The following is a 20,750-nucleotide window of genomic DNA, read 5'->3' on the forward strand; positions in this document are numbered from 1 at the left end:
TTTCTTCATTTACAGATTATCTCACATACTTTCGGTGCCTGCCCGAAGATCTATGAATGCTTGTTTTGTGCGCATAGATGAGGGCTTTATCAGCTAAAAATGCGGTGTACATCAATATAAAAACGCCATAAGGAAAGCCAGTCCCGTCGAGGCTTGGGACGAGCCAGTCTGCTGCTATGAAATATAGAAGTGTAAGCAGCACAGGGAGCTGACGTTTTAAGCGGTATTTCCAGACAGACCAGATGAGGCCTGCAACACCAGCGTACAGCAAAAACAGTCGTACAAAGTCCAGCGCTGATTGCACCACACGACGGGCTTCTTCATCATCAAAACGTCCCGCATATTTCGTTGAAGTACCTCCAAATACGCTCCGATACAAGTGAATGATCGGGTTGCCTTCGATAAAGCGGGCATCAAGCCAGAGTGGAGCAATATTCCACGGGCCTGGAAGATACATCAGCTTCTCGAACAGCGGGATACTGAGCCACCAAGGGGACAGGACGAGTAGATATCCGATGGTAATCAGTAAAGTTCCGCCGGCAATGACCTTCCACGGGCTGCGATATATCCACCACAGCGCAATAAAGAGGACCGGATACAGTAGAGCTTGCAGGTTGAAATAGGCTACGAAGGCTGTAAGTATGCCAGCGGCGGTATACCAACCTGCTTGTTTGAACTCTAGGGCACCGATGACTGCGCACACGAGCATGAGCATAAGCATCTGCATAGTAGTATCCGGCAGGATCAAACGTACTACCCCGTAAGCGGGCCAATAAAGTGCATAGATAATACATGCTACAAGTGCCGTAGATGTATTGAACATATATCTGGACAGGACAAATACCAAGTACACGGAAAAGGCGTGAAAAAGGCATTGGATTAGACGATAGGCGGTGAGAGCCTGTCCATCATCTCCAAACAGCTTGGTTAGTCCTGCAACCATAAGGGGTACACCAGGCATTACGATGGAAGAAGCTCCATCTTGATCGAGATGACCAATCATTGCTGCACTGGTTATATATTTCTGCTCCATTTCAATAATAGCACCTTGGGGGCCATTTTTTCCGCCAGCAATGATCAGCAGGCAAGACATCAGGAATACTCCGGCAATGATAATAAGGAGCAGTTTGCGATTCAGACGACTCAAGGACCAGATGGAAAACAAATTGTCCACTCCACTCTATGTGTTTATCTCTAACCACTCTATATATTAAATAAAACCAGGTCAAATAAAAAGACTCCGTAATTATACGGAGCCTCATCTGCGGACATCCTTAAGGCATCCCTTAGAAACCGCTATGGTATTTGCTATCACTGGAAGAACGGTTTTTTGATGTACCGTCCCGGCGTTTTTCTTCTTGCTTCTCCAGATTTAAATCTTCCATGGGGATTGGATCGACATTCTGTTCGCTTTCAAAACGGTCGAACAGGCTTTCCTGATCTGTAGGATACTGCTCAGGATGATCTGCGTTTCCTGGACCGTTCTCTAGAGGAAGGTCCTTCTTTTTGTCGTCCATTGATCTCACCTCATTTTGATTGATACTCTCTTTATACCTTTTTTTAGGAAGTATCAAACATGCGAGAGAGAAGGGGTTAGGAATCGAATCCTGCTGCAGGCTGCTGCTGTTCTATGATACGTTGTTCCATATAGTTAATAAATATCTCCACTAGCTCTGGGTCAAATTGGGTGCCCGAGCATCTTCTCAGCTCAGCAATCCCTTCCTCGTAGGTTTTTGTTTTTTGGTAAGGTCGTTCGCTTGTCATCGCGTCAAACGAATCAATGATCGTGAGCATGCGGCACAATCTCGGTATTTGGCTTCCCTTGAAGCCATGAGGATATCCACCCCCGTCGTACCGTTCGTGGTGAAGTTCGATATAGGGTACAAGTTCTGCATGTTTTTCATTCGTTTCCGCTATCCGTTTGCCCCAGCTGACATGACGTTTTACCGTTTCCCACTCTTCGGGTGTGAGTTTATCTTGTTTATTCAAAATTCCCCAAGGGATTTCGAGCTTTCCAATATCATGAATGAGTGCACCAAGTACAAAAGTACGTCTTTCTATGCTGTCCAGATTAAGTACCTCACTCATATCAATAGCATAACGGAATACACGTTTGGAGTGCTTGAAAGTATCGACATCCTTGTAGAGGAACAGCTTTAGCTGCTGCTCTATGTCGCGCACATCCTCGTCAAAATCGATTTCATATTCTTTAACAGAGCCACTTCCGTATACATGGACGATATTCTTGCCCTGCTTCTTGGCATAATAAAGTGCCTGATCCGCGAGATCGACCATTTGCGCCTTATCATAGATGTCATCGCGGTAACTGGCGATTCCAGCTGAGAAAGAGAGACATCCAGCCGGGAATATCTCAACTCCATCGAAATAGGTATCGTTTAGTTTCTTACGGAGACGATTCATAAAATTCTGAGCTTTATTCTCGTCATAACCTGGCATCAGAATGGTAAACTCTTCACCGCCAAAACGAGAAGCGGTAACTTCGGCAGGTTCACATTCATCTTTCAGGAATTTACCCAGAAATCCGAGCAGCAAGTCCCCTTTCAGGTGACCAAACTGATCGTTATATTTTTTGAAATCATCGATATCGATCATGGCCAGTGATAACGGAGTTCCTGCAGTTTTCGATTTTTTCACTTCCGTATCTAGCAAGCTCTCAAAATAGCTATGATTGAATAATCCGGTTCGCTGATCTTTAATCGCTTTCTCTTGGATTTCGTTGTACATTTTAAATAATTTTTTATAGGAATAAGAAAGCATTACGCTTACGCCCATAAATAAAGCTAGACCGAAAATTCCATTATGTACGATAAGGATGGACAGGACCAGGGATAGAACTAGGGTGCTCAAGTAAACTAGTAGAGTATCCTTCAAAAATGACTTTAGAATTTCATATAACGATCCCTTGTAATGAAGATAGAAATATAAACCCAGTAATGAAACATTCAGTGCAAAATAGACGATCAGTGTTGCGATATAGGCATGGAGCTTTTCATTCTGGATAGGACCGATTTGTCCTCCAGTCAGGTTATAAATATACGAAGAACCGATAATCATTAAAGAATAGATAGAGAAGTTGGCGAAATGTTTCCACCAGGAGATATTTCTGAAGTATATGATAAAAATAATCAAATTAAAAAGAATGATAGACAATGCAAATGGAGCCCCATAAATAAATATACAAGCCAGATATATGGAAGAATCCATCGATTGTACGTTTCCTTGGGGGGGTAATTGAAATGTAAAGAAATTTAAAATAAGAGCAGAACCCAGCATTGCGTATAACCATACCCATTGAGACGTTGTGTAATATAGAAACTCTCCCTTATTGGCAAGAATAAAAAAGCAGCACCCGATAATAGAAATAAGAATGATATAAAGTTGGTTGGTATCTATTCTAAAGCGCTTAAACATGGACATGATTACTACTCCTCAGAAAACTGTGATGTTTCTCCATATTTTAAGTTATATTAGATCTTAAAACAACGAGGATATGTAAAAAAACAGGCTACATAGAGCCTGTTTTTTTGGGAGCTTTCGCAAACTAGCCTAATCTGTAGCCGGAAGTCAGAGCAACAACAACGGAAGCTACGATAATCGCGTTAACTACAATACGGGAATACTTAATTTTATCTGTTTTTTTCATATTTATCCCCTCCTTTTTAAGAAATCGTGAACTCGAATATATTATAAATTTTGAGGTTCACCGAGATTAGTGGTCTTTCCATCAGTAGTTATATCTTCATCTTGATGTGCTTGCTTCTTGCTAGGTGTCAACAAATGAACGATATAAAGGAAAATTCCGAAATTCATTACAATATCCCCAATACTGATAGCTTGTGTTCTCGGATATGGAGGGGATAAGGGAATGATGTCACCAAGAAAAGATAGTTTAGTTGAAGCATCCATAAGAAAATGTTTCGAAATAATAGAGCCATTCTTAAGCATGTCCACATAATAAGGATCAAGCACGGATGCTGCCTGAAGTGAGACCGGCATGCGTCCGCCATTTGCTGCCATGACTAAGAAGTTAAGAAATACCCCTAGCAGAATAAATGAGAAGCCTTTAAGGTTACGATTCAACCAAAGGAAAATCATTCCGATTATATAAATTAAGATAAAAGCATAGTTACTCATGGAAGCAATTGACTGGGAGTTGTCCTGAAAATAGAAAATAACGAATTGAATGATGAGAAGGAGTGGGAACATCCAACCGCCCTTAAGTTTGATCTGACTGAACTTCAGCAACCCATGGCGGAAGCCTCCTCGGAGGAACCCTACGATCAATCCTAGAATAATACCGTCAAAAACCATGTAGATGTCCTACTTTCGTTGTTTTCTATAATAATGAAATATTTCAAGCTAAAATGGGGAAGATATCTTCGTAAATATATAAATAGATTGTCAAATATGTAAGAAATTTGGACTTTATGAACATTTATTGATTATTATACCAGCAAAATGGGCGATATTGCATCATATTTTTCAATTCTGTCAATTAATATTTTTTGAGGTTGATCTGTACTTATGCAGACAGAATTATTTCACAGTAAAAAGATAACAAGTCATGTAAACACCTTCTTTACATAGATATGGGGGGTATAGTATAATGAGGATGAGAATGGAACCTCAATTAAAGCTTCAAAAGGATTGAGATATGAAGTTACGGGGTAAAGTATCTAAACAAATATCCGGTCAATTAACCGGTATAAGAGCCAAGGAGGAATTACAATGAAAGAAGTTACGCTGAGCGTTGAAGGTATGTCTTGCAACCATTGTGTTAATTCGGTCGAAGGTGCTCTGAAAAACGCGGGTATGACGGGAACAGTGGATTTGGCAGCAGGCACCGTAAAGGTGGAATATGACGAAACCAAAACTACCGTGGAGCAAATTAAAGAAGTTATCGAAGAACAAGGATACGATGTCGTATAATTGATTCACTCATATCGAAACCCGTCAGGCTGAAGCTTGGCGGGTTTTTTGTCGTAGAAATTTATAGCAAAGCACTGTTGACAATATGTGTAACTCAACATAAGATTTAAACATCTGTTTAATTAAACAAATGTTTTAAACGATTGATTAAATTAATGGGGAGTGAAACTGATGTTCAACAGTGTACTGAATTTGGTGAAAAAGCCGCAGATGATTGTAGGTATCGTTATTGCGATGGCATTTCAGATTATTTTCAGTGTTGTATGGATGACGGGATATAACGGAGCTAATGATCGAATCAAGGATTTTCGTATTGCAATTGTAGATAACGACCATGTTATGGGGGATCAGATTGTTCAGAAAATGAAAGGGACTATGCCATTTCAGATCCTTATGGCTGATGAAGAAACGGCAAGGCAGCAGCTTGTGAACCGGGAAGTACAAATGATGATGATCATTCCAACCGATTTCACAACCACACTTCAAAATCCTGCAGCAACTGCGAAGCTGTTGTATGAGATTAATGAATCGAATCCTGCGCTTGTGAAGAGTGTGATGGACAGTACAGCAGCAATGATTACGGGAATTGTTGATCGTGAGGCCTCGGCTATAGGATTAAAAAATATGCTTGAGCGTATGTCACTCCCGTCCGAGCAAGCAGGCGAGGCTGCGACTGGATTAGTAGAACGAGTGAAATCTGAGACTCGCTATATTAATCCTGTAGATGGAATGAATAATCAGATGGTTCCGATGATGATGGTTCTGGCTTCCTTTGTCGGAGCCATGATTATGGGGATGAATATGCAGCAGGCTACGTTAGCACTAGGAAAGCGCGAGTCTAAATGGCATGTTTTTACGGCACGAGTATTGATTAATATCATCGCTGCACTTGTCATTTCTTTACTGGGGTCATCACTGGTGATGTCCTTAGGTGGACAGTCTGTGGAGGGGTTCATTTCACTTTGGTTATTCCAAAGCCTCATCGTTTGGGTATTTCTCGTGTTTTCTCAATTGTTTCTTATCATTTTTGGGATGGCGGGAATGCTGTTTAATATTACACTTTTATCACTGCAATTGGTGACTTCGGGGGCGATGATTCCTAGACAGATGCTCAGCTCTGGCTTTCAGACTATGGGCGATTTTCTTCCTGCCACTTATGCAGCTGAGGGACTAATGACGATTATATTCGGTGGTGTCAACCTGGAGAAGGATGTCCTTGGGCTTGTAGCGATTGCAGTCATCTCTATCATTATTTCGGCAGGAGTGACCGCACTACGAACAATAAGACCTTCCGAAGATACCGAAACGGAACTGAATCTCAACACTTCGGCATCTACCTAATCCTCGACCCTTACTTGCTCAGCATCACTTGCACTGCCCGTACTGAAGTTCCATAATAGATGAAAGAACGCTTTAGAGGGGACAATTAGATGGAACAGGCAGAGCTGGATGTGAAGATGCGAATATTGTTATCTGCAAAAAAACTATTTGCGGAGCAAGGGTTTGAGGGGACTACGGTTCGACAAATATGTGAAGCAGCCTCCGTCAATCTTGCTCTTGTATCTTATCATTTTGGCGGTAAAGATAAGGTGTTTATAGCGCTATTTGAACAATTCTTTCCTGGTTATAATCTGGATCAATATCAGGACCGGATGGATGATCCAGTTAGCGGTTTGGCTTTTGCTATACAAGAGATCATATCGTTTACTTTGAATGATAAAGAGTTAAGTGATATCGTTCAGCAGGAGCTGACCATGCGATCACCACGTAAAGAGATCGTTCTATCTTTTCTGCGTCCGGTATGGGGTGCGATAAAGCAACTACTGGATCAGGGGAAGGCGCAAGGGAAATTCTACTTCGAGTCCTCAGGTGAGGCACTGCTCATGATAATGGGGGTATGCTTGTCCCATAAGCTAGCCATTAACTATGAAGCGCAACTCGGGAATATAGAGGCTGATCCGGCTCATATTTCTCAACAAGCGATACAATTTATTTTTAAAGGGATAGGAGTGACGATGCCCAGTGAATGAAACCATATCTCTACTCATGAATCATCGATCTATTCGTAAATATAAAAGCGAGCAGGTTACCGAAGAACAGCTGAATACGATCATTAAGGCAGGCCAGATGGCTTCCAGCTCCAGCAGTGTTCAAGCTTATAGCGTCATTGCGGTCAGTGATCCGGAACAGAAACGGGCGTTGTCGATTCTCGCGGGCAATCAGGCATACATTGAACAATGCTCTGTGTTTCTCGTGTGGTGTGCAGATTTATATCGTCTACAAAAAGTTAGCGAGTCGCAATTGGGCGACCAGCCGACATGTGTAGATTCGACAGAGAATTTAATTGTGGCCACCGCTGATGCCGCACTGGCTGCGCAAAATGCAGCTGTTGCTGCTGAATCGATGGGACTCGGAATTGTTTATATAGGTGGGGTACGGAACCAAATCGCAGAATTTTCTGAGCAGTTGAACTTGCCTGAGCTTGTATACCCGGTGTTTGGCATGTGTGTTGGTTATCCGGATCAAGATCCGGGTATTCGCCCTCGCTTGCCACTTGAAAGTGTCTTGCATCATGGAGCGTATGATGCACAGCGTACTGTTGAAGAAGTTAAAAATTATGATAATACGTATACGGAATACATGCGTGCTCGAAGTGGTGATAAACCGGTAGCAAGCTGGTCGCAGTTTATGGCAAAGCGTTTGGCTGAACCAGTCCGTCTTCATATGAAGGATTTCTTGCAGGGTAAGGGATTTATGAAACGATAGGATCTCAAGGCGATAATATATGAAGCTACAAACACCCATCCTGAGAAATTCCTAAGGATGGGTGTTTGTAGTGTGAAAATATTTCTGTTTATTTTTCTTCTCGGCACTGCTCTTCGACAGCTGAGAGGAATTCCTCTTCATTCTGGGAGGCAATCTTGTCGCCGTATTGATCCAGACGATCAGGGCTGCTGGATGGTCCGTCGTTCTTTGGTTTATTGTTTCTTCCTGTCATGTTAGAACCTCCTCGGAGAAGTGGATTATTTCATGAAGCCTTAAAGAGCACCGCCAACGTTTAGGTTGTTCTTACTCTTGGTTTAATATTCATGCTTATCCTTGTATCGAAGCGGGATTGATTGTCAGTTTGAGGCCCTCATGTTAGTATAATAGGATTTGTGAGAATCGTTGGAATAGGGGAGAAGACAATTGAAGTTCGTATCCTGGAATGTTAACGGCCTGCGGGCTTGTGTGACCAAAGGTTTCATGGATTATTTTAAACAGGCAGATGCCGATATCTTTTGCGTACAAGAAACGAAATTGCAGGAGGGACAGATTGATCTCGATTTGGGTCCCGAATATGATCAATATTGGAACTATGCTCTGAAAAAAGGATATTCCGGTACCGCGGTATTCACAAGAATTCCTCCTCTGTCTGTTTGGTATGGTATTGAAGAGGACAGTGAACCTGAGGGCAGGACTATCACATTGGAATTTGAAGACTTCTATCTTGTTAATGTATATACGCCTAACGCGAAGCGCGATCTTAGCCGGTTGGATTATAGACTGGAATGGGAAGAACGTTTCCGTAGTTACCTGCTGAAATTGGACGAGCTCAAACCGGTTGTAGTGTGTGGGGATCTAAATGTAGCACACCAGGAGATTGATCTGAAGAATCCTAAATCCAACCTTGGAAACTCAGGCTTTACGCTGGAAGAGCGCGGGAAGATGACAGATTTGCTTGCCTCCGGATTTATAGATACTTTCCGTTTTCTGTATCCAGATCGCACGGACGTATATAGCTGGTGGTCCTATATGGCAAAGGTGAGAGAGCGGAACATTGGCTGGCGCATTGATTATTTCCTTATGTCTGCCCGGCTATCTGAGAAGCTGGTGGACGCGGAAATCGACTGTCATGTGATGGGTAGTGATCATTGTCCGGTTTCTGTTACGCTTCAGGACATAGGAGTCAGCTAAAACTTAATAACTATCCATGTGAAATAAAAGAGGCTGCCACCAAAGTAGATTCCTGTTTGACGAGACAGCTCACTTGAGTGAAATATGAAGCGAAAAATAAAGACATGGTGGAGCCAGGGAGGTTATCCCAGCAGCGCCATGTCTTTATTTAGGTCTATTGCCGCCTTCTTCAACAGGTTATGGGCGCTCTCCGTCTTTTCTTGTTGATCCATGGTATATTGAATGTACAAATAAAACCGCTCCTTTTTTAGATGGTTGGTCGTACTTCCATTCTAGCAAAGGGCGGTTTCTTTGTGAGATCTGTTTTTAATGAATGCCTATACGCGGAGCGTCTTGCATGCAAAAAGAAGCTGCTCCTAAGATCTATTGATCTTTTGGGACAGCCCCTTGATAGTGCGCCAATGCTCGTTCAGATCATGAAAAGTTCAGGTTAATCGTTCAGGCGATAAAATCGACTCGCATTGTCATACAATATACGATTTGATTCTGCCAGGCTTAACCCTTGAAGTTCAGCCCAGGCTGCGGCAACGTGAGCAGTCATTCCGGGATGAGTCATATGTCCTTCGAAAGGTCCTTCGAATGGCCATGGTCCATCGGTTTCGGTCATGACCTGAGCTCTAGGGTACTGCCTGGCCAGATCTCGTATCTCCGACTCATAGAGTAGATCTGGTGTGAAAGAGATGTAATAGCCCGCCTTGTTCATCCGCCGAATTGTTTCCGAGGAACCCTTGAACCAGTGGAAGTGTGCTGACGTAACGCCGTGTTTCTTAAGCAGGTCACATGCTGTATCTGCATCCTCATAGACAGCATGTAGAATGATGGGTTTGTCATGTTTCTTAGCAAAAACAATAAACTGCTCGAGCAGGGCTTTGTACGGTTCATTGTCCCATTTTTTGACGCCGGACATCGCTTCAAGGCGTGAGTAATAGGGGAGACCGACTTCACCAACGGCAATCATTTCATTCACATGGCTTTCCATAAATGAAAACAAAGCCTTAATCTCGTCATCCGATGGAAGAGGCTGCTCAGGGTGAAAGCCAAAGGCGGGCTTCACAAGCCCATGAAACTGCTGTGCAAGCTTTAAGTTTCGATGGGAAGATTCCAGATGCATGGATACAGAAATGACAGTCTCAACGCCGCAACCAGGCAGGCTTTCGAGAATCATCTTCTGCTCCTCATCTGAATAAGTATCCAGATGGATGTGGGTATCGATGAAGGGAGATGTCATTCTAGGCGTCACCTTTTTCTCGTTAATTATTATGGAATCGCTTCGAATTGAGAGATCTACCGCTTCTTCAGCTCTTCACGCATCATGGCGGATATCGTGCTTTTCATGTCTAGAAAAGCTGGGTCGGATAAGATGTTTTCTTGCCGAGGTCTAGGAAATGGCACTTCGATTTTTTGCAGAACTTGTGCAGGTCGACTAGACAAGACATATATTACATCCGATAGAAGCAGTGCTTCTTCAATATGATGGGTGATCATCAGTACGGATCGGCGATGCTCCTCCCATATATCGAGCAGCCAGCGCTGCATGTCGCTGCGGGTTAACGCGTCGAGAGCGCTAAACGGTTCATCCAGGCACATCACTTCCTGTGGGCTCATCATAGCCCGTAAGAATGCTGTCCGTTGCTGCATGCCGCCCGACAGCGTATGGGGGTATGCTCGCTCAAATCCGGCAAGCCCTGCCCGCTCCATCCAGCGGCGAGCATCTTCCCGTGCTTGTTCCTTTGGCATACCAGCCAGCTCCCGTGGAAGAAGAACATTGTCTTCCACAGTTCGCCATGGAAAGAGGGCAGGCTGCTGGGGCATATATGCGATAAGTCCTTTTTGCCCGGTTACATCTACGCCGTCCTTAAGAATACTTCCGTCGTCAGGGGTCACTAGTCCGCCTATGATATGAAACAGCGTACTCTTGCCGCTGCCGGATGGGCCAATTATAGAGACGAATTGTCCGGGCTGTACTTTGAGTGAAAGTCCATCCAGCACTTTGATTTCTTGTTTGCGGCTCTTAAAAGATTTATAAATACCGCGAGCCTCCAGGGCAGGCAGGGGAAGAGGTGAATTCGCTTGTTCCTGATGCTCTCTTTCCAGATGATCAGTAGGGTGTAGATCTAATTCCACCTGTTGAATACCTCCCTCATCGTATAATGTGACGGCCAAACTTCATACCCAGAATGACCGTTTGGACAAATTATCTTTCCTGTGTTGTACTCCAGCGAATGAGTCGTCTTTCTAGCAGGGTAATGATCGCAACCATAAGTAAACTGAGTAAGACGATTATGAAAATAGCGACAAAAACACGATCTGTGCGATAAGCGGACTTCTGCAGCATCATGTAATAGCCGATCCCCTTATCTGAGCCGATCCATTCCCCAATGACAGCGCCCATAACAGAATACGTTGCTGCAATCCGGACACCTGAGAAAATAGAAGGAAGGGCATGGGGCAACTCCAGCTTCGTGAAGGTTTGCCACTGGCTAGCACCTGCCATCTCCATGTAATTCCGCATCGTCCGGTCGGTTCTTGCGAGACCATCCATGGCGGCGACGGCAACCGGGAAAAAACATACCAGTATAATGACAATCACTTTTGGCAGAATTCCAAATCCGAACCAGATCATGAGCAGGGGAGCCAGAGCAATAGTCGGTACATTTTGACTGATGACGAGAAGTGGGTACAGTGCGGTTTTTAGCCACGGGATTAAATGAAGAATGAGCGCAATGAACAGTCCAACAGCTGTACCGATTCCGAAACCAATCATTGTCAGCTGTAATGTAGCTATTGTATGTCCGAGTAGCCCTTCAGCGCCGGCAACCGCCTCCTGAGCGATGTTCGAAGGCGGAGGCAGAATCCAATCCTCGACTTGAAACCAGGATACGGCCAATTGCCAACACACTAAAAAGAGAAGGACCGCCACGACGGGCGGCCAAAGACGATTCCAAAAACTTCTCATGGACGATATTTCTTGGTCAGCCCGTCCATGCTGATCCCCGCTTGATGATATTGCACTATTTTCACTTGGGATATGACCCCCGGACAACCTGCCTTAAACAGAGCTTCATGCATATCACTCACAATCTTGAACAGTTCGGGCAACTCTCCTTCAAGCGTTGTTTCCAGGGCATTCACCTGATACTTGACTCCGGATTCCTGAATGACGCGAATGGCTTCATCTACATAAGGGATACTGTCCCGGCCGTCAGGTGTTTTGGGGATAACTTGAATGCTAAGCAGAGTACTTGCCATGTTATATACCACCCTTTCCATAATTACTGTCCCATTGTTTTTTATTGTGCTTCCGGTAAAAACTCATTCGTATATGCGCTGTTTACCTCAAGAGGCTTATCGAGCAGGTTACGCTCAAACATCCATTCAGCATAGCCTTTCCATACGCTTTCTTTCTGTTCTCCCCAACGAGGAGCATCATCTTGATAGCGTGGACTTAGCCACTTCTGACTCTCTAATACGAGTTCTTTATCTAGCTCCGGCACGGCTTTTGAGAGAAGAGCAGCAGCTTCTTCAGGTTCGTTAATCGCGTATTCATAGCCTTTGGCAGTAGCACGCATGAACGCTTTAACGAGCTCAGGATCCTCATTAATTAGCTTCTCGCTTGTTACAAGTACTGGTGTGTAATAGTCCAGTGCTTCTGAGTAATCCTTAACGTAGATCATATCAAGGTCATCCCCGCGCAGCTTAGCTTCAATGCCAGTCCAAGCGTAGAATATCCATGCAAAATCAATATCGCGCTTCACGGCAGTGAAATAATCCGCATCACCAATATTAATCTTTTGTACTTTACTAACGTCAGCGTTATCGATTTCCATAATCGACTTCATAACAGCTTCTTCTACAGGGGAACCCCAGGCACCGTAAGCTTTGCCTTCAAAGTCGGCTGCTCTCTTAATATTTCGGTCACTCGGAGCTGCAAATCCGGACGTATTGTGCTGAATGACAGCTGCAATCGATACGAGCGGCACGCCTTGAGTTCGTGCAAGCGTGACACCTTCTTGGTAGCTGACGCCGAAGTCGGCCTTGCCTGAAGCCACCAGCGCATCACTGCCGCCAGCACCTGGCTGAACAATATTGACGTTTAAGCCTTCTTCTTCGTAATATCCGAGATCTTTTGCCACATAAAGCCCTGTGTGATTTGTATTCGCCGACCAGTCCAGCATAACCTGAACATCTCTTAGTTGGGCAGGCTTATCCGAATTACCAGCCTCCTGGTTGTCCGGCTTCTCTTGATTTCCACAACCTGTAACCAGGAGCAGCACTGTACAGATCAGTGCGATGGCTAGCCCTTGTTTAGTTCTCACGAATTTTTCTCTCCTTTGTTGAACAGTTGCTTCATTAGAAGAAAGGTCATACCGTTTCAATCTTACAGTAGTACTTTCTTTCCTAATCCTAAAAAAAATACGCCCCGAAGGATCGGGACGCATGACGGGCGCGAAAAAGTTGTTAGCGTATAGTAAATCGCTTAATCCACATTCCTACGCTGGCATTATCCAGATCAGGTATAACGGTCAGTATCTTTAAGGGATACAATCTCAGCCGGCCAATTCCAGCACCCCGGTTCTATGAAGTTGTTCGTAAGATTTATGATTATTACTACGTGTATTATAGTCCTGCTTCAAATATCTGTCCAGTAAGGCAATCAGGCGATCAGCGTTGAAAGAATTCGATATTCTCCCCTTCAGGACCATGAATAAAGAAATAACGGTGTCCATTCGGAAGGGTGACGATTTCCTCATCCAGATGTGGAACTTGCAGAGCTTTCACCCGTGCATATTCTTCCTCTATATCGTCTGTGCTTACAGCAAAATGATGTACCGTTCCTTCGGCCGGAAGCGAGTCGCTGTATCCTTGGATAAGCTCTACTTCGGTCTCATCGGCACCGTGAAACCCGAGGAATGCCAGTTCGATGACTCCATTCGTATGAGTTAATCGTCCCTTAAGCTCAAGCCCGACAACTTCGGTGTAAAAGGCAAGTGTCTTCTCTAAGTCTCGCACTACAATACCTACATGATCCAGTCTTCTTCTTGTCATCTAATGGCACCCCTTAAATATGAAAGTTTAGGAAATAAACAGAATCATATCATTTAAACCCGAGTTGTCAAGTGGGGATACCAGTGTATTTAAGCTAATACACCTAATGGTCCTTTGTGGATTTATTTTCTTTTTTTCGTTTTAGATTCAGATTTTGCAGTACGGGTACACTAAGAATACAGCCAATATAAACCTGAATAAATAGAAGGGAGCAGGAGAAATGGATAAATTACAACTCGAACAAAAGATTGTGAAAGCGCTGGACCAGAACAAATTTTGTACCTTTGCAACGATAGAAGGAAGCAAACCGAAAGCACGATACATGGCCTTATTCCATGAAGGTTTAAGCATTCATCTCGCAACGGATCGCAGAACGCACAAGGTTGAGGAGCTTGAGAGTAACCCCCATGTGTTCCTGCTGGCTGGGTTTGAACTTGGAGGCACACAAGAGATCCTCGAAATTCAAGGAACGGCATCTGTCACGAAAAATGATAGCCTTCGACAAAAAGTATGGAATGATGAATTAAAGAAATGGTTTGAGGGATCTGATGATCCGAACTATATTGTACTCGATATTGAGCCATACCGGATTGAATACACAGCTCCCGATCAGGAGCGTGAGGTATGGGAGAAATAGAATATACCATTATCGTGAAGACCCGGAAACTAAGGTTTCCGGGTCTTTTTATAATCTATTTGCGATTGAAGGGAGAAGTTCTTCCACTGGGAGGTTGAATTCTTCCACTTTTGTGTTCTATTCTTTACTTCCTGATGGGTAAAAAGTATCATTGTTTGGAAAGGGGTCATAATCCATTAGACCTACAAATTACATCATGTCAATTACAAGCCAACCTTTCCAGGGGGAACGCTTATGAAATGGAATGTATATAGTAAGATGCCGCTGCTGCTGGCTGTCATGTATTTGTTTGTTCAATGGATGATCGTACATTTGTTGCCTGAGGCCATAACAATCCAAGCGATGTTTAAGGCGATTGCTGCTCTTAGTGTTGCCTGTTATCTTGCTGTGTTTGCTGTGCGTCATGAAGGGCCGACCCGTATTTTCTGGATTATGGTCATGTTGGCATTGATTTGTGAAGGAATAGCCCAGTTCGCAGAGCCATATTCTGCAGGGTCCAGAGAAGAATATATATACGACATCAGTATCACAGAACTGCTTCGGAGTATGGAAATGATTCTGTTTACCGCTGGACTTGTTTATTTGTTTGGACGTGAACAGGGTTTGCTTCGAGGTCTGCGATTTTTGTTTGATATCGTTATTATATTTATCGTTATAGTAACGATCAGTTGGGAATATTTCTTGTTGCCCAAGATGCCTGAAGAGATCCAATCAGGTCAGGCAGCATGGTTATGGCTGCACTTGTCATTTTCGGTGGGCGGCATAATACTGATATTTTTCACGATTGTAATGTACATGAAAGTCAGGCAGATTCACCAAAGTTCTGTTGTATATCTTTGTCTGAGTGGTCTGGTTTTTGTGATTGGTAGTCTATATTACTTAGTGACTGTAGATGTAATGGAGTTAGGGCCAAGCCCTTATCTGAACTTGATCTCGACAGTCGCGATGTTCCTCATTGGGGTGGCAGGCGCCTACTCGACAACAGGATTGCAGGCTGATAAGGGAACAGGGGAGCGAAAATCTGCTGTGATGGCATTTTTGATTAAGTATTTTCTTCCTTATGTTGTGCTTGCAGGACTGTTTTTTCTAATTGTTGAACGGTTTGGCGGATGGGGTGGTCTGTTGTCAGGATTGTCTCTTAGCGTATTGTTCATTCTGATGCGTCAAGTGCTTATCCAGTTGGAGAATGATCGGCTCTTGGAGCGTCTACATGAAAGTCTGAAACAGAGTGAATACCTGGCACATCATGATGATCTCACGGGTTTGTATAACCGCCGTTATTTCAATGCACGACTAATGGAAAATATAGCTGAGGCTGATCGCCAAGGAAATCGATTGGGTCTGCTATATATGGACTTAAACCAGTTTAAATATATCAATGACAATTACGGACATAGTGCTGGTGATCTAATCATCCGAATGGTAGCGGACAGATTGGACTCACTAAAGAATGATCGGCTTATCTTTTCCCGTCTTGGAGGAGACGAGTTTACAGTGCTTATTTACCCGGTGATCCATAACACGGATATTGTGGAACTAGCTGATCGAATAAGTGATATTTTGAGTAAACCTTACCAGCTGGATAATGACGAAATTCATACTTCATCAAGCATTGGAGTTGCGGTTTATCCTGATCATGCAGCTAACGATCAAGAGCTTATCGGACGAGCTGACTCTGCGATGTATGCGGCCAAGGAGACTGGAGTAAGGTGGCGTATATATGCTGCATTTTCAGAGTTAAATCGGACATGAAAATGTTAAAAAATACAAAAGTTTTCTTGTCCAAATGCCGATAAAACTACTGTAGGAGTGAGCTTGCTGAGGAGGAAAACCATGTTGTGCTATAACTGCAGCACCATTGAACCGATTGAAGACCAAGGAACCATTCATATACGTCCAGCATGTACAGAATTAACCTTGATGTTCCTCGAGAAAGGCTATCTTGTAGAGGAAATGAATGATATCTGTACGGTCAAGTACAGAAGTCGTGAAGAAATGCTTTCCTTGTTGCAGCTTCTCCAGAAACTTACGCCAACCCTTCGGCAGGAATTGAATTTTTACGTAACTGGAGGAGCTGTACCGGGGGCACAGCATAATTGGACTTCGATGCAAGAATTTGAAGCACGCATGAAGCATTATGATGTCGTTAATATTATTGTGGAAAAGAAGTTCACGAGCTTTATGCAGCCTATTGTGGACCATTCCGAGAATATTGTCGCCTATGAGTTCTTGCTGCGTTCCAATGAAACGGGCGTTCCATTCCAGCCCTATAATCTTTTTGAAACTGCTCGTACTACAGGGCTTCATTCTTTTCTGGATCGAGCGGCTAGAATATCTGCAATCGAAACGAGTGCTATGTGGCTGCCGAAGGGAGTAAAGCGATTTGTGAACTTCCTGCCATCTTCCATATATAACCCGGATTTTTGTCTCAGTCATACATTCAATGCGATTGAACGCTTGTCACTTGAACCGACGGATTTTGTGTTCGAGGTAGTAGAGACGGAACGCGTAGAAGATGTGGGACACTTACAGTCTATCTTTCAGGTATACCGTCAAAATGGAATGTCTGTAGCCATCGATGATGTTGGAGCAGGTTATTCTACACTTGAACAGATGATCCGTCTGAAACCGGATTATGTCAAGATCGACCGCAGCCTCATTGACCGCTGTGATGAGAATATGGCACAGCAACAACAATTGTCGACAATTACAGATATTGCTCATAGTTTTGGAGCAAAGGTCTTAGCAGAGGGAATTGAACGACGGGAAGAATTCGAATTCTGTCGCGAGATGGGGATCGAACTGGCCCAGGGTTATTTGTTCGGAAAGCCAGCAGACCGACCGCCCCTGAATCACGAGCGCGGTGGGGAAGCACCTGCTTTTACCGCAACATCTTTGTTACATACATAAATAACTTCCGGTGAAACGGTTGCTTCAACTCGCTTGAGTACGAATTAATAGGACGGTCTTCGCGGAGAAAAAACGGAGATAAAGTTGATCCATGGTACCAATAAAACCGCTCCTTTTTTAGTTTGGTTGCTAGTCACTACCATTCTACTAAAGAGCGGTTTTTTTGTGTTGAGGTTTGTTTGAGAGGGATACGGAGGGGACGAAGCGTTTCCGGATAAGCGAAGCGGTCGCACAAGAAAAAGGAGCCACCTCGCAAGATATTAGATCTTTTAGGGCAGCTCCATTGTTTGGATTCAGAAAACTACTTGCGTCTCCAAGTAACCGAGACTGGATAGTGATCGGATGGATAGACTCCGTCAAGCTTCTCTCGGTGGATGTTGATTTCGGTCATTTGGACATCGGTTGTGGTGAAAATATAGTCGATTGGTTCACCTTCCGTGCCTCCCTTGAAATCATGGAACGTACGTCCAACGGGCTTGTCGAGAAGGCTATAGGCATCTTGCAGCTTTTCTCTCAGTACGGCGATTTCCGGTTCGCTAGGATACGCGTTCAAATCACCCATCAGAATGACGGGCAGTGTTTCTTTCTCACGCAGGTGCTGAATATGCTCAAGGATGAGCTTGGCACTTTCCTGACGGGCGATGGTGCCCATATGGTCAAAATGAGTGTTCAATACATAAAAGCGCTCTCCGTTACTGCCTGTACTTTGGAACAAAGCCCATGTGCAGATACGGGGGTAGCTGCCGTCCCAGCCGAGGCTTCCTGGCTTCTCCGGCGTTTCGGACAGCCAGAACTGCCCCTCCGAAATGACCGAGAAATCGGCTTGCTTGTAATAAATTGCGCAGTGCTCGCCGTCCAGGTCACCTTGTCCCATCCGACCCGTTCCGATTCTGCTGTATTGAGGCAAAGCTTCGTCGAGATCTCTCAGCATGGGGCCGGAGCCTTCCTGTGTACCAAAAAAGTCGGGCGAAGCATCTGCAATAACAGCTGCCGCAAGATGTTTACGGAAAGGCCAAGCGTTGCTGCCGTCGCTGTCCACGTTCACGCGTAAATTGAATGTCATAGCGGTTATACTCATGTCGTATTCATCCTATCTCTATTGTATTGGAATCTTTGAACTCGCTTTCAATGATATATTATTTCGTATAAGCTTGCATTACTGCAACAAGAATTATAGACAATGTGAAATCGCGGCGCTGCAGCTGGCTGTATCCACGGCTTGGAGCAGCTTCGCGGCTCCGCTCGCACGCTTCACAGTCTATCTGGATACGAAAAAGGGATGCTACGCTCTTGGATTAGAGCATAGCATCCCCTTTTTTGACTGAAATTTAATAGACTTAATATATGGTTCACTAAATTATTAATGGTGTTTCAATATTCATGCTGTAAGACATTCGTTAGTCAGTTAATCGCAGCTTCTAGGATGGAATAGCTTTGAGCAGTGTAAAGCCGTAAGCTGGAAGCTTCACGGTAAGCTGTCCTTTGTGTGCATGGACGGATTCCCCGTTCCAAAGATTGCTCCAGTCCTGCTCAAAGACAGGTACCATAATGGATTGGGCTACCTTATCGTTATTTATGAGCACAACGATCGTTTCGTTGTCATCTTCACGCATGTAAGCAAGCTTACCGCCCTGATGTTCTGCGATAAGGAACTTGAATGTTCCGGTACGCAGAGCGGAGTGTTCTTTACGCAGTTTGATGATCGTTTGATAGAAGGAGAAGAGATCCTTATCCTGTTTGCTCTCATCCCACTCCATGCACTTCCGGCAACCTGGATCATTACCACCGTCCATACCGATCTCGTCACCGTAATAGATACACGGAGTTCCGAAGTACGTAAATTGGAACAAGGCTGCGAGCTTCATCAGGCGTTTGTCGCCATTCGCTTGTGTAAGCAGACGCGCCGTATCATGGCTGTCCAGCAGATTAAAGGCGACTTCACTTGCCTGACGGGGATAGCCAGCCAACTGCTTACCCTGCATGAAGGAGAATTTCTCGGCATCAACGGATCGGTTAATGAAGAAATCGAGTACGGCATAGGTGAACGGATAGTTCATGACTGCGTCGAATTGATCGCCCTCCAGCCAGATTGAAGATTCATGCCACACTTCACCCAAAATATAAGCATCAGGATTTGCTGCCTTAACCACCTGTCGGAATTCGCGCCAGAACTGATGGCCCACTTCGTTCGCCACATCCAAACGCCAGCCGTCGATACCGATTTCTTTAATCCAGTACTCGGCCGATTGTAGCAGGTATTGCTTCACTTCCGGATTGTGCGTATTTAGTTTTGGCATGTGCGGCTCAAATGAAAATGTGTCGTATGTGGGAATGCCGTCAACCACTTCCAGCGGAAAGGAACGGACATAGAACCAATCCTTGAATTTAGAGTGTTCTCCATTTTTCTCTACATCTACAAAAGGAGCGAAGGTACGACCGGAATGATTGTATACAGCATCCATCAGTACACGTATTCCGCGTTCATGGCATAGATCAACTAGTTTTTTTAATGTATCTTTATCACCGAACTGCGGATCGATCTGCAAGTAATCCTCGGTATCGTATTTATGATTTGTCGTTGCGGTGAAAAGCGGTGTGAAGTAGATGGCGTTAACACCAAGTTCTGTCAGGTGGTCCAGATGGTCTATGACACCTTGCAAATCTCCGCCGAAGAAGTTTGTTGGTGTTGGTTCAGTGCTTCCCCAAGGAAGGACGTCCTTAGGATCGTTACTTGGATCACCGTTGGCAAAACGCTCAGGGAAGATCTGATAAAAGACTGCGTCTTTTACCCAATCGGGTGTTGTAAATACGTCCGCTGGATTGATGAACGGATACTCAAAGAGACGGTCGGGATTCGCGGGAGGCTCTGTAAGAAAACCGTATTCTGTCATCCAGCATTTCTCACGACCCTGCTGCAGGAGGAAGCCGTATTTAAGCCTTCGGTAAGATGGCTGTACCTCGCACTCCCAGTAATCAAATAGCTCATCCGAGGATAGCTTCGCCATCGGTATGTACTCCATCGTTTGATCCCACAAGTATTTATCGCCAGTTAAAGCGTATATCTCGGTCATATCGTCCTTTTTGGTACGGATTCGAAGGTGAATGGTGCGACCATCATAAGCATAAGACCAGTTTTTGCGCGGACGATGATATATCGCTTCTAGAAACATGTAGAAGTCCTCCTTTCATATTTAAAAAAGGTACACTCAGGACTAAGTATAGCCGAGGATGTACCTTTTATAAGAAGTTT

The 20,750-nt window shown here is 44.3% G+C and carries 22 protein-coding genes; 9 read left to right on the forward strand and 13 right to left on the reverse strand.

The genetic code is table 11. From position 1 onward, the window contains the following. Nucleotides 1-16 precede the first annotated feature (16 nt). The 4 genes from ACFQV5_RS16200 to ACFQV5_RS16215 all read right to left on the reverse strand — a co-directional run bounded on the left by ACFQV5_RS16200 (nucleotide 17) and on the right by ACFQV5_RS16215 (nucleotide 4,332). Nucleotides 17-1,165 (reverse strand): ArnT family glycosyltransferase, encoded by a 1,149-nt coding sequence (locus tag ACFQV5_RS16200; protein ID WP_379248394.1) that lies wholly within the window; start codon nucleotides 1,163-1,165, stop codon nucleotides 17-19. A 121-nt stretch (nucleotides 1,166-1,286) separates the two neighbouring features. Beyond that, nucleotides 1,287-1,517 carry a hypothetical protein gene (locus ACFQV5_RS16205; RefSeq protein ID WP_379248395.1) on the reverse strand — a complete coding sequence of 77 codons (231 nt, stop codon included), beginning with the start codon at nucleotides 1,515-1,517 and terminating at the stop codon, nucleotides 1,287-1,289. Between the two features lie 76 nt (nucleotides 1,518-1,593). After that, nucleotides 1,594-3,438 carry a bifunctional diguanylate cyclase/phosphohydrolase gene (locus tag ACFQV5_RS16210; protein ID WP_379248396.1) on the reverse strand — a complete coding sequence of 615 codons (1,845 nt, stop codon included), beginning with the start codon at nucleotides 3,436-3,438 and terminating at the stop codon, nucleotides 1,594-1,596. A 267-nt stretch (nucleotides 3,439-3,705) separates the two neighbouring features. Continuing rightward, nucleotides 3,706-4,332, reverse strand: a complete 627-nt coding sequence (locus tag ACFQV5_RS16215) for a DUF5317 domain-containing protein (RefSeq protein WP_379248397.1) — start codon at nucleotides 4,330-4,332, stop codon at nucleotides 3,706-3,708. Nucleotides 4,333-4,749: 417 nt separating this feature from the next. Between ACFQV5_RS16215 and ACFQV5_RS16220 the strand changes: the two genes are divergently transcribed. The 4 genes from ACFQV5_RS16220 (at nucleotide 4,750) to nfsA (ending at nucleotide 7,716) form a co-directional block, all read left to right on the forward strand. Next, on the forward strand, nucleotides 4,750-4,950 hold the full coding sequence (locus tag ACFQV5_RS16220; RefSeq protein WP_379248398.1) for a cation transporter: 201 nt from the start codon (nucleotides 4,750-4,752) through the stop codon (nucleotides 4,948-4,950). Between the two features lie 171 nt (nucleotides 4,951-5,121). Beyond that, nucleotides 5,122-6,291, forward strand: a complete 1,170-nt coding sequence (locus ACFQV5_RS16225) for a YhgE/Pip domain-containing protein (protein ID WP_379248399.1) — start codon at nucleotides 5,122-5,124, stop codon at nucleotides 6,289-6,291. 89 nt (nucleotides 6,292-6,380) lie between these two features. After that, nucleotides 6,381-6,980 (forward strand): TetR/AcrR family transcriptional regulator, encoded by a 600-nt coding sequence (locus ACFQV5_RS16230; protein WP_379248400.1) that lies wholly within the window; start codon nucleotides 6,381-6,383, stop codon nucleotides 6,978-6,980. Then, a complete protein-coding gene (nfsA, locus tag ACFQV5_RS16235; protein WP_379248401.1) occupies nucleotides 6,973-7,716 on the forward strand; it encodes an oxygen-insensitive NADPH nitroreductase in 744 nt (247 codons plus the stop codon). Before ACFQV5_RS16230 ends, nfsA begins: the two co-directional genes overlap by 8 nt. Nucleotides 7,717-7,804: 88 nt before the next feature. Here the strand turns inward: nfsA and ACFQV5_RS16240 are convergent, their stop codons facing one another. Beyond that, entirely contained in the window at nucleotides 7,805-7,948 is a 144-nt protein-coding gene (locus ACFQV5_RS16240; RefSeq protein WP_379248402.1) for a hypothetical protein, read from the reverse strand. Nucleotides 7,949-8,139: 191 nt separating this feature from the next. Here ACFQV5_RS16240 and ACFQV5_RS16245 point away from each other — a divergent pair, with 191 nt between their 5' ends. Beyond that, entirely contained in the window at nucleotides 8,140-8,907 is a 768-nt protein-coding gene (locus tag ACFQV5_RS16245; protein ID WP_379248403.1) for an exodeoxyribonuclease III, read from the forward strand. A gap of 430 nt (nucleotides 8,908-9,337) precedes the next feature. Here the strand turns inward: ACFQV5_RS16245 and ACFQV5_RS16250 are convergent, their stop codons facing one another. The 6 genes from ACFQV5_RS16250 to ACFQV5_RS16275 form a co-directional block, all read right to left on the reverse strand. Beyond that, nucleotides 9,338-10,135, reverse strand: a complete 798-nt coding sequence (locus tag ACFQV5_RS16250) for a TatD family hydrolase (RefSeq protein WP_379248404.1) — start codon at nucleotides 10,133-10,135, stop codon at nucleotides 9,338-9,340. 56 nt (nucleotides 10,136-10,191) lie between these two features. Next, on the reverse strand, nucleotides 10,192-11,001 hold the full coding sequence (locus ACFQV5_RS16255) for an ABC transporter ATP-binding protein (protein ID WP_379248628.1): 810 nt from the start codon (nucleotides 10,999-11,001) through the stop codon (nucleotides 10,192-10,194). Between the two features lie 100 nt (nucleotides 11,002-11,101). After that, nucleotides 11,102-11,863, reverse strand: coding sequence for an ABC transporter permease (locus ACFQV5_RS16260; protein ID WP_379248405.1), 762 nt, complete (start codon nucleotides 11,861-11,863; stop codon nucleotides 11,102-11,104). Beyond that, entirely contained in the window at nucleotides 11,860-12,156 is a 297-nt protein-coding gene (locus ACFQV5_RS16265) for an MTH1187 family thiamine-binding protein (RefSeq protein ID WP_379248406.1), read from the reverse strand. The genes ACFQV5_RS16260 and ACFQV5_RS16265 overlap by 4 nt, the downstream gene beginning before the upstream one ends. A 41-nt stretch (nucleotides 12,157-12,197) precedes the next feature. Then, on the reverse strand, nucleotides 12,198-13,223 hold the full coding sequence (locus tag ACFQV5_RS16270) for an ABC transporter substrate-binding protein (protein ID WP_379248407.1): 1,026 nt from the start codon (nucleotides 13,221-13,223) through the stop codon (nucleotides 12,198-12,200). 346 nt (nucleotides 13,224-13,569) lie between these two features. After that, entirely contained in the window at nucleotides 13,570-13,953 is a 384-nt protein-coding gene (locus tag ACFQV5_RS16275) for a VOC family protein (protein ID WP_379248408.1), read from the reverse strand. 220 nt (nucleotides 13,954-14,173) lie between these two features. Between ACFQV5_RS16275 and ACFQV5_RS16280 the strand changes: the two genes are divergently transcribed. From ACFQV5_RS16280 to ACFQV5_RS16290, 3 genes are all read left to right on the forward strand, one after another. After that, complete coding sequence (locus ACFQV5_RS16280; RefSeq protein ID WP_379248409.1) at nucleotides 14,174-14,590, forward strand: pyridoxamine 5'-phosphate oxidase family protein; 417 nt, start codon at nucleotides 14,174-14,176, stop codon at nucleotides 14,588-14,590. 234 nt (nucleotides 14,591-14,824) lie between these two features. Further along, nucleotides 14,825-16,342 (forward strand): diguanylate cyclase domain-containing protein, encoded by a 1,518-nt coding sequence (locus ACFQV5_RS16285; protein WP_379248410.1) that lies wholly within the window; start codon nucleotides 14,825-14,827, stop codon nucleotides 16,340-16,342. Nucleotides 16,343-16,423: 81 nt separating this feature from the next. Continuing rightward, complete coding sequence (locus ACFQV5_RS16290) at nucleotides 16,424-17,500, forward strand: EAL domain-containing protein (protein WP_379248411.1); 1,077 nt, start codon at nucleotides 16,424-16,426, stop codon at nucleotides 17,498-17,500. A gap of 301 nt (nucleotides 17,501-17,801) precedes the next feature. Here the strand turns inward: ACFQV5_RS16290 and ACFQV5_RS16295 are convergent, their stop codons facing one another. Beyond that, nucleotides 17,802-18,578: an endonuclease/exonuclease/phosphatase family protein gene (locus ACFQV5_RS16295; RefSeq protein WP_379248412.1), complete on the reverse strand. Its 777-nt coding sequence runs from the start codon at nucleotides 18,576-18,578 to the stop codon at nucleotides 17,802-17,804. Between ACFQV5_RS16295 and ACFQV5_RS16300 the strand changes: the two genes are divergently transcribed. Then, nucleotides 18,577-18,825: a hypothetical protein gene (locus ACFQV5_RS16300; protein ID WP_379248413.1), complete on the forward strand. Its 249-nt coding sequence runs from the start codon at nucleotides 18,577-18,579 to the stop codon at nucleotides 18,823-18,825. The genes ACFQV5_RS16295 and ACFQV5_RS16300 overlap by 2 nt on opposite strands. A gap of 93 nt (nucleotides 18,826-18,918) precedes the next feature. Here the strand turns inward: ACFQV5_RS16300 and ACFQV5_RS16305 are convergent, their stop codons facing one another. Next, on the reverse strand, nucleotides 18,919-20,670 hold the full coding sequence (locus ACFQV5_RS16305; protein WP_379248414.1) for an alpha-glycosidase: 1,752 nt from the start codon (nucleotides 20,668-20,670) through the stop codon (nucleotides 18,919-18,921). Nucleotides 20,671-20,750 lie beyond the last annotated feature (80 nt).

Source organism: Paenibacillus sp. GCM10028914, from assembly GCF_042666275.1.
In the GTDB taxonomy this organism is placed as follows: domain Bacteria; phylum Bacillota; class Bacilli; order Paenibacillales; family Paenibacillaceae; genus Paenibacillus_AQ.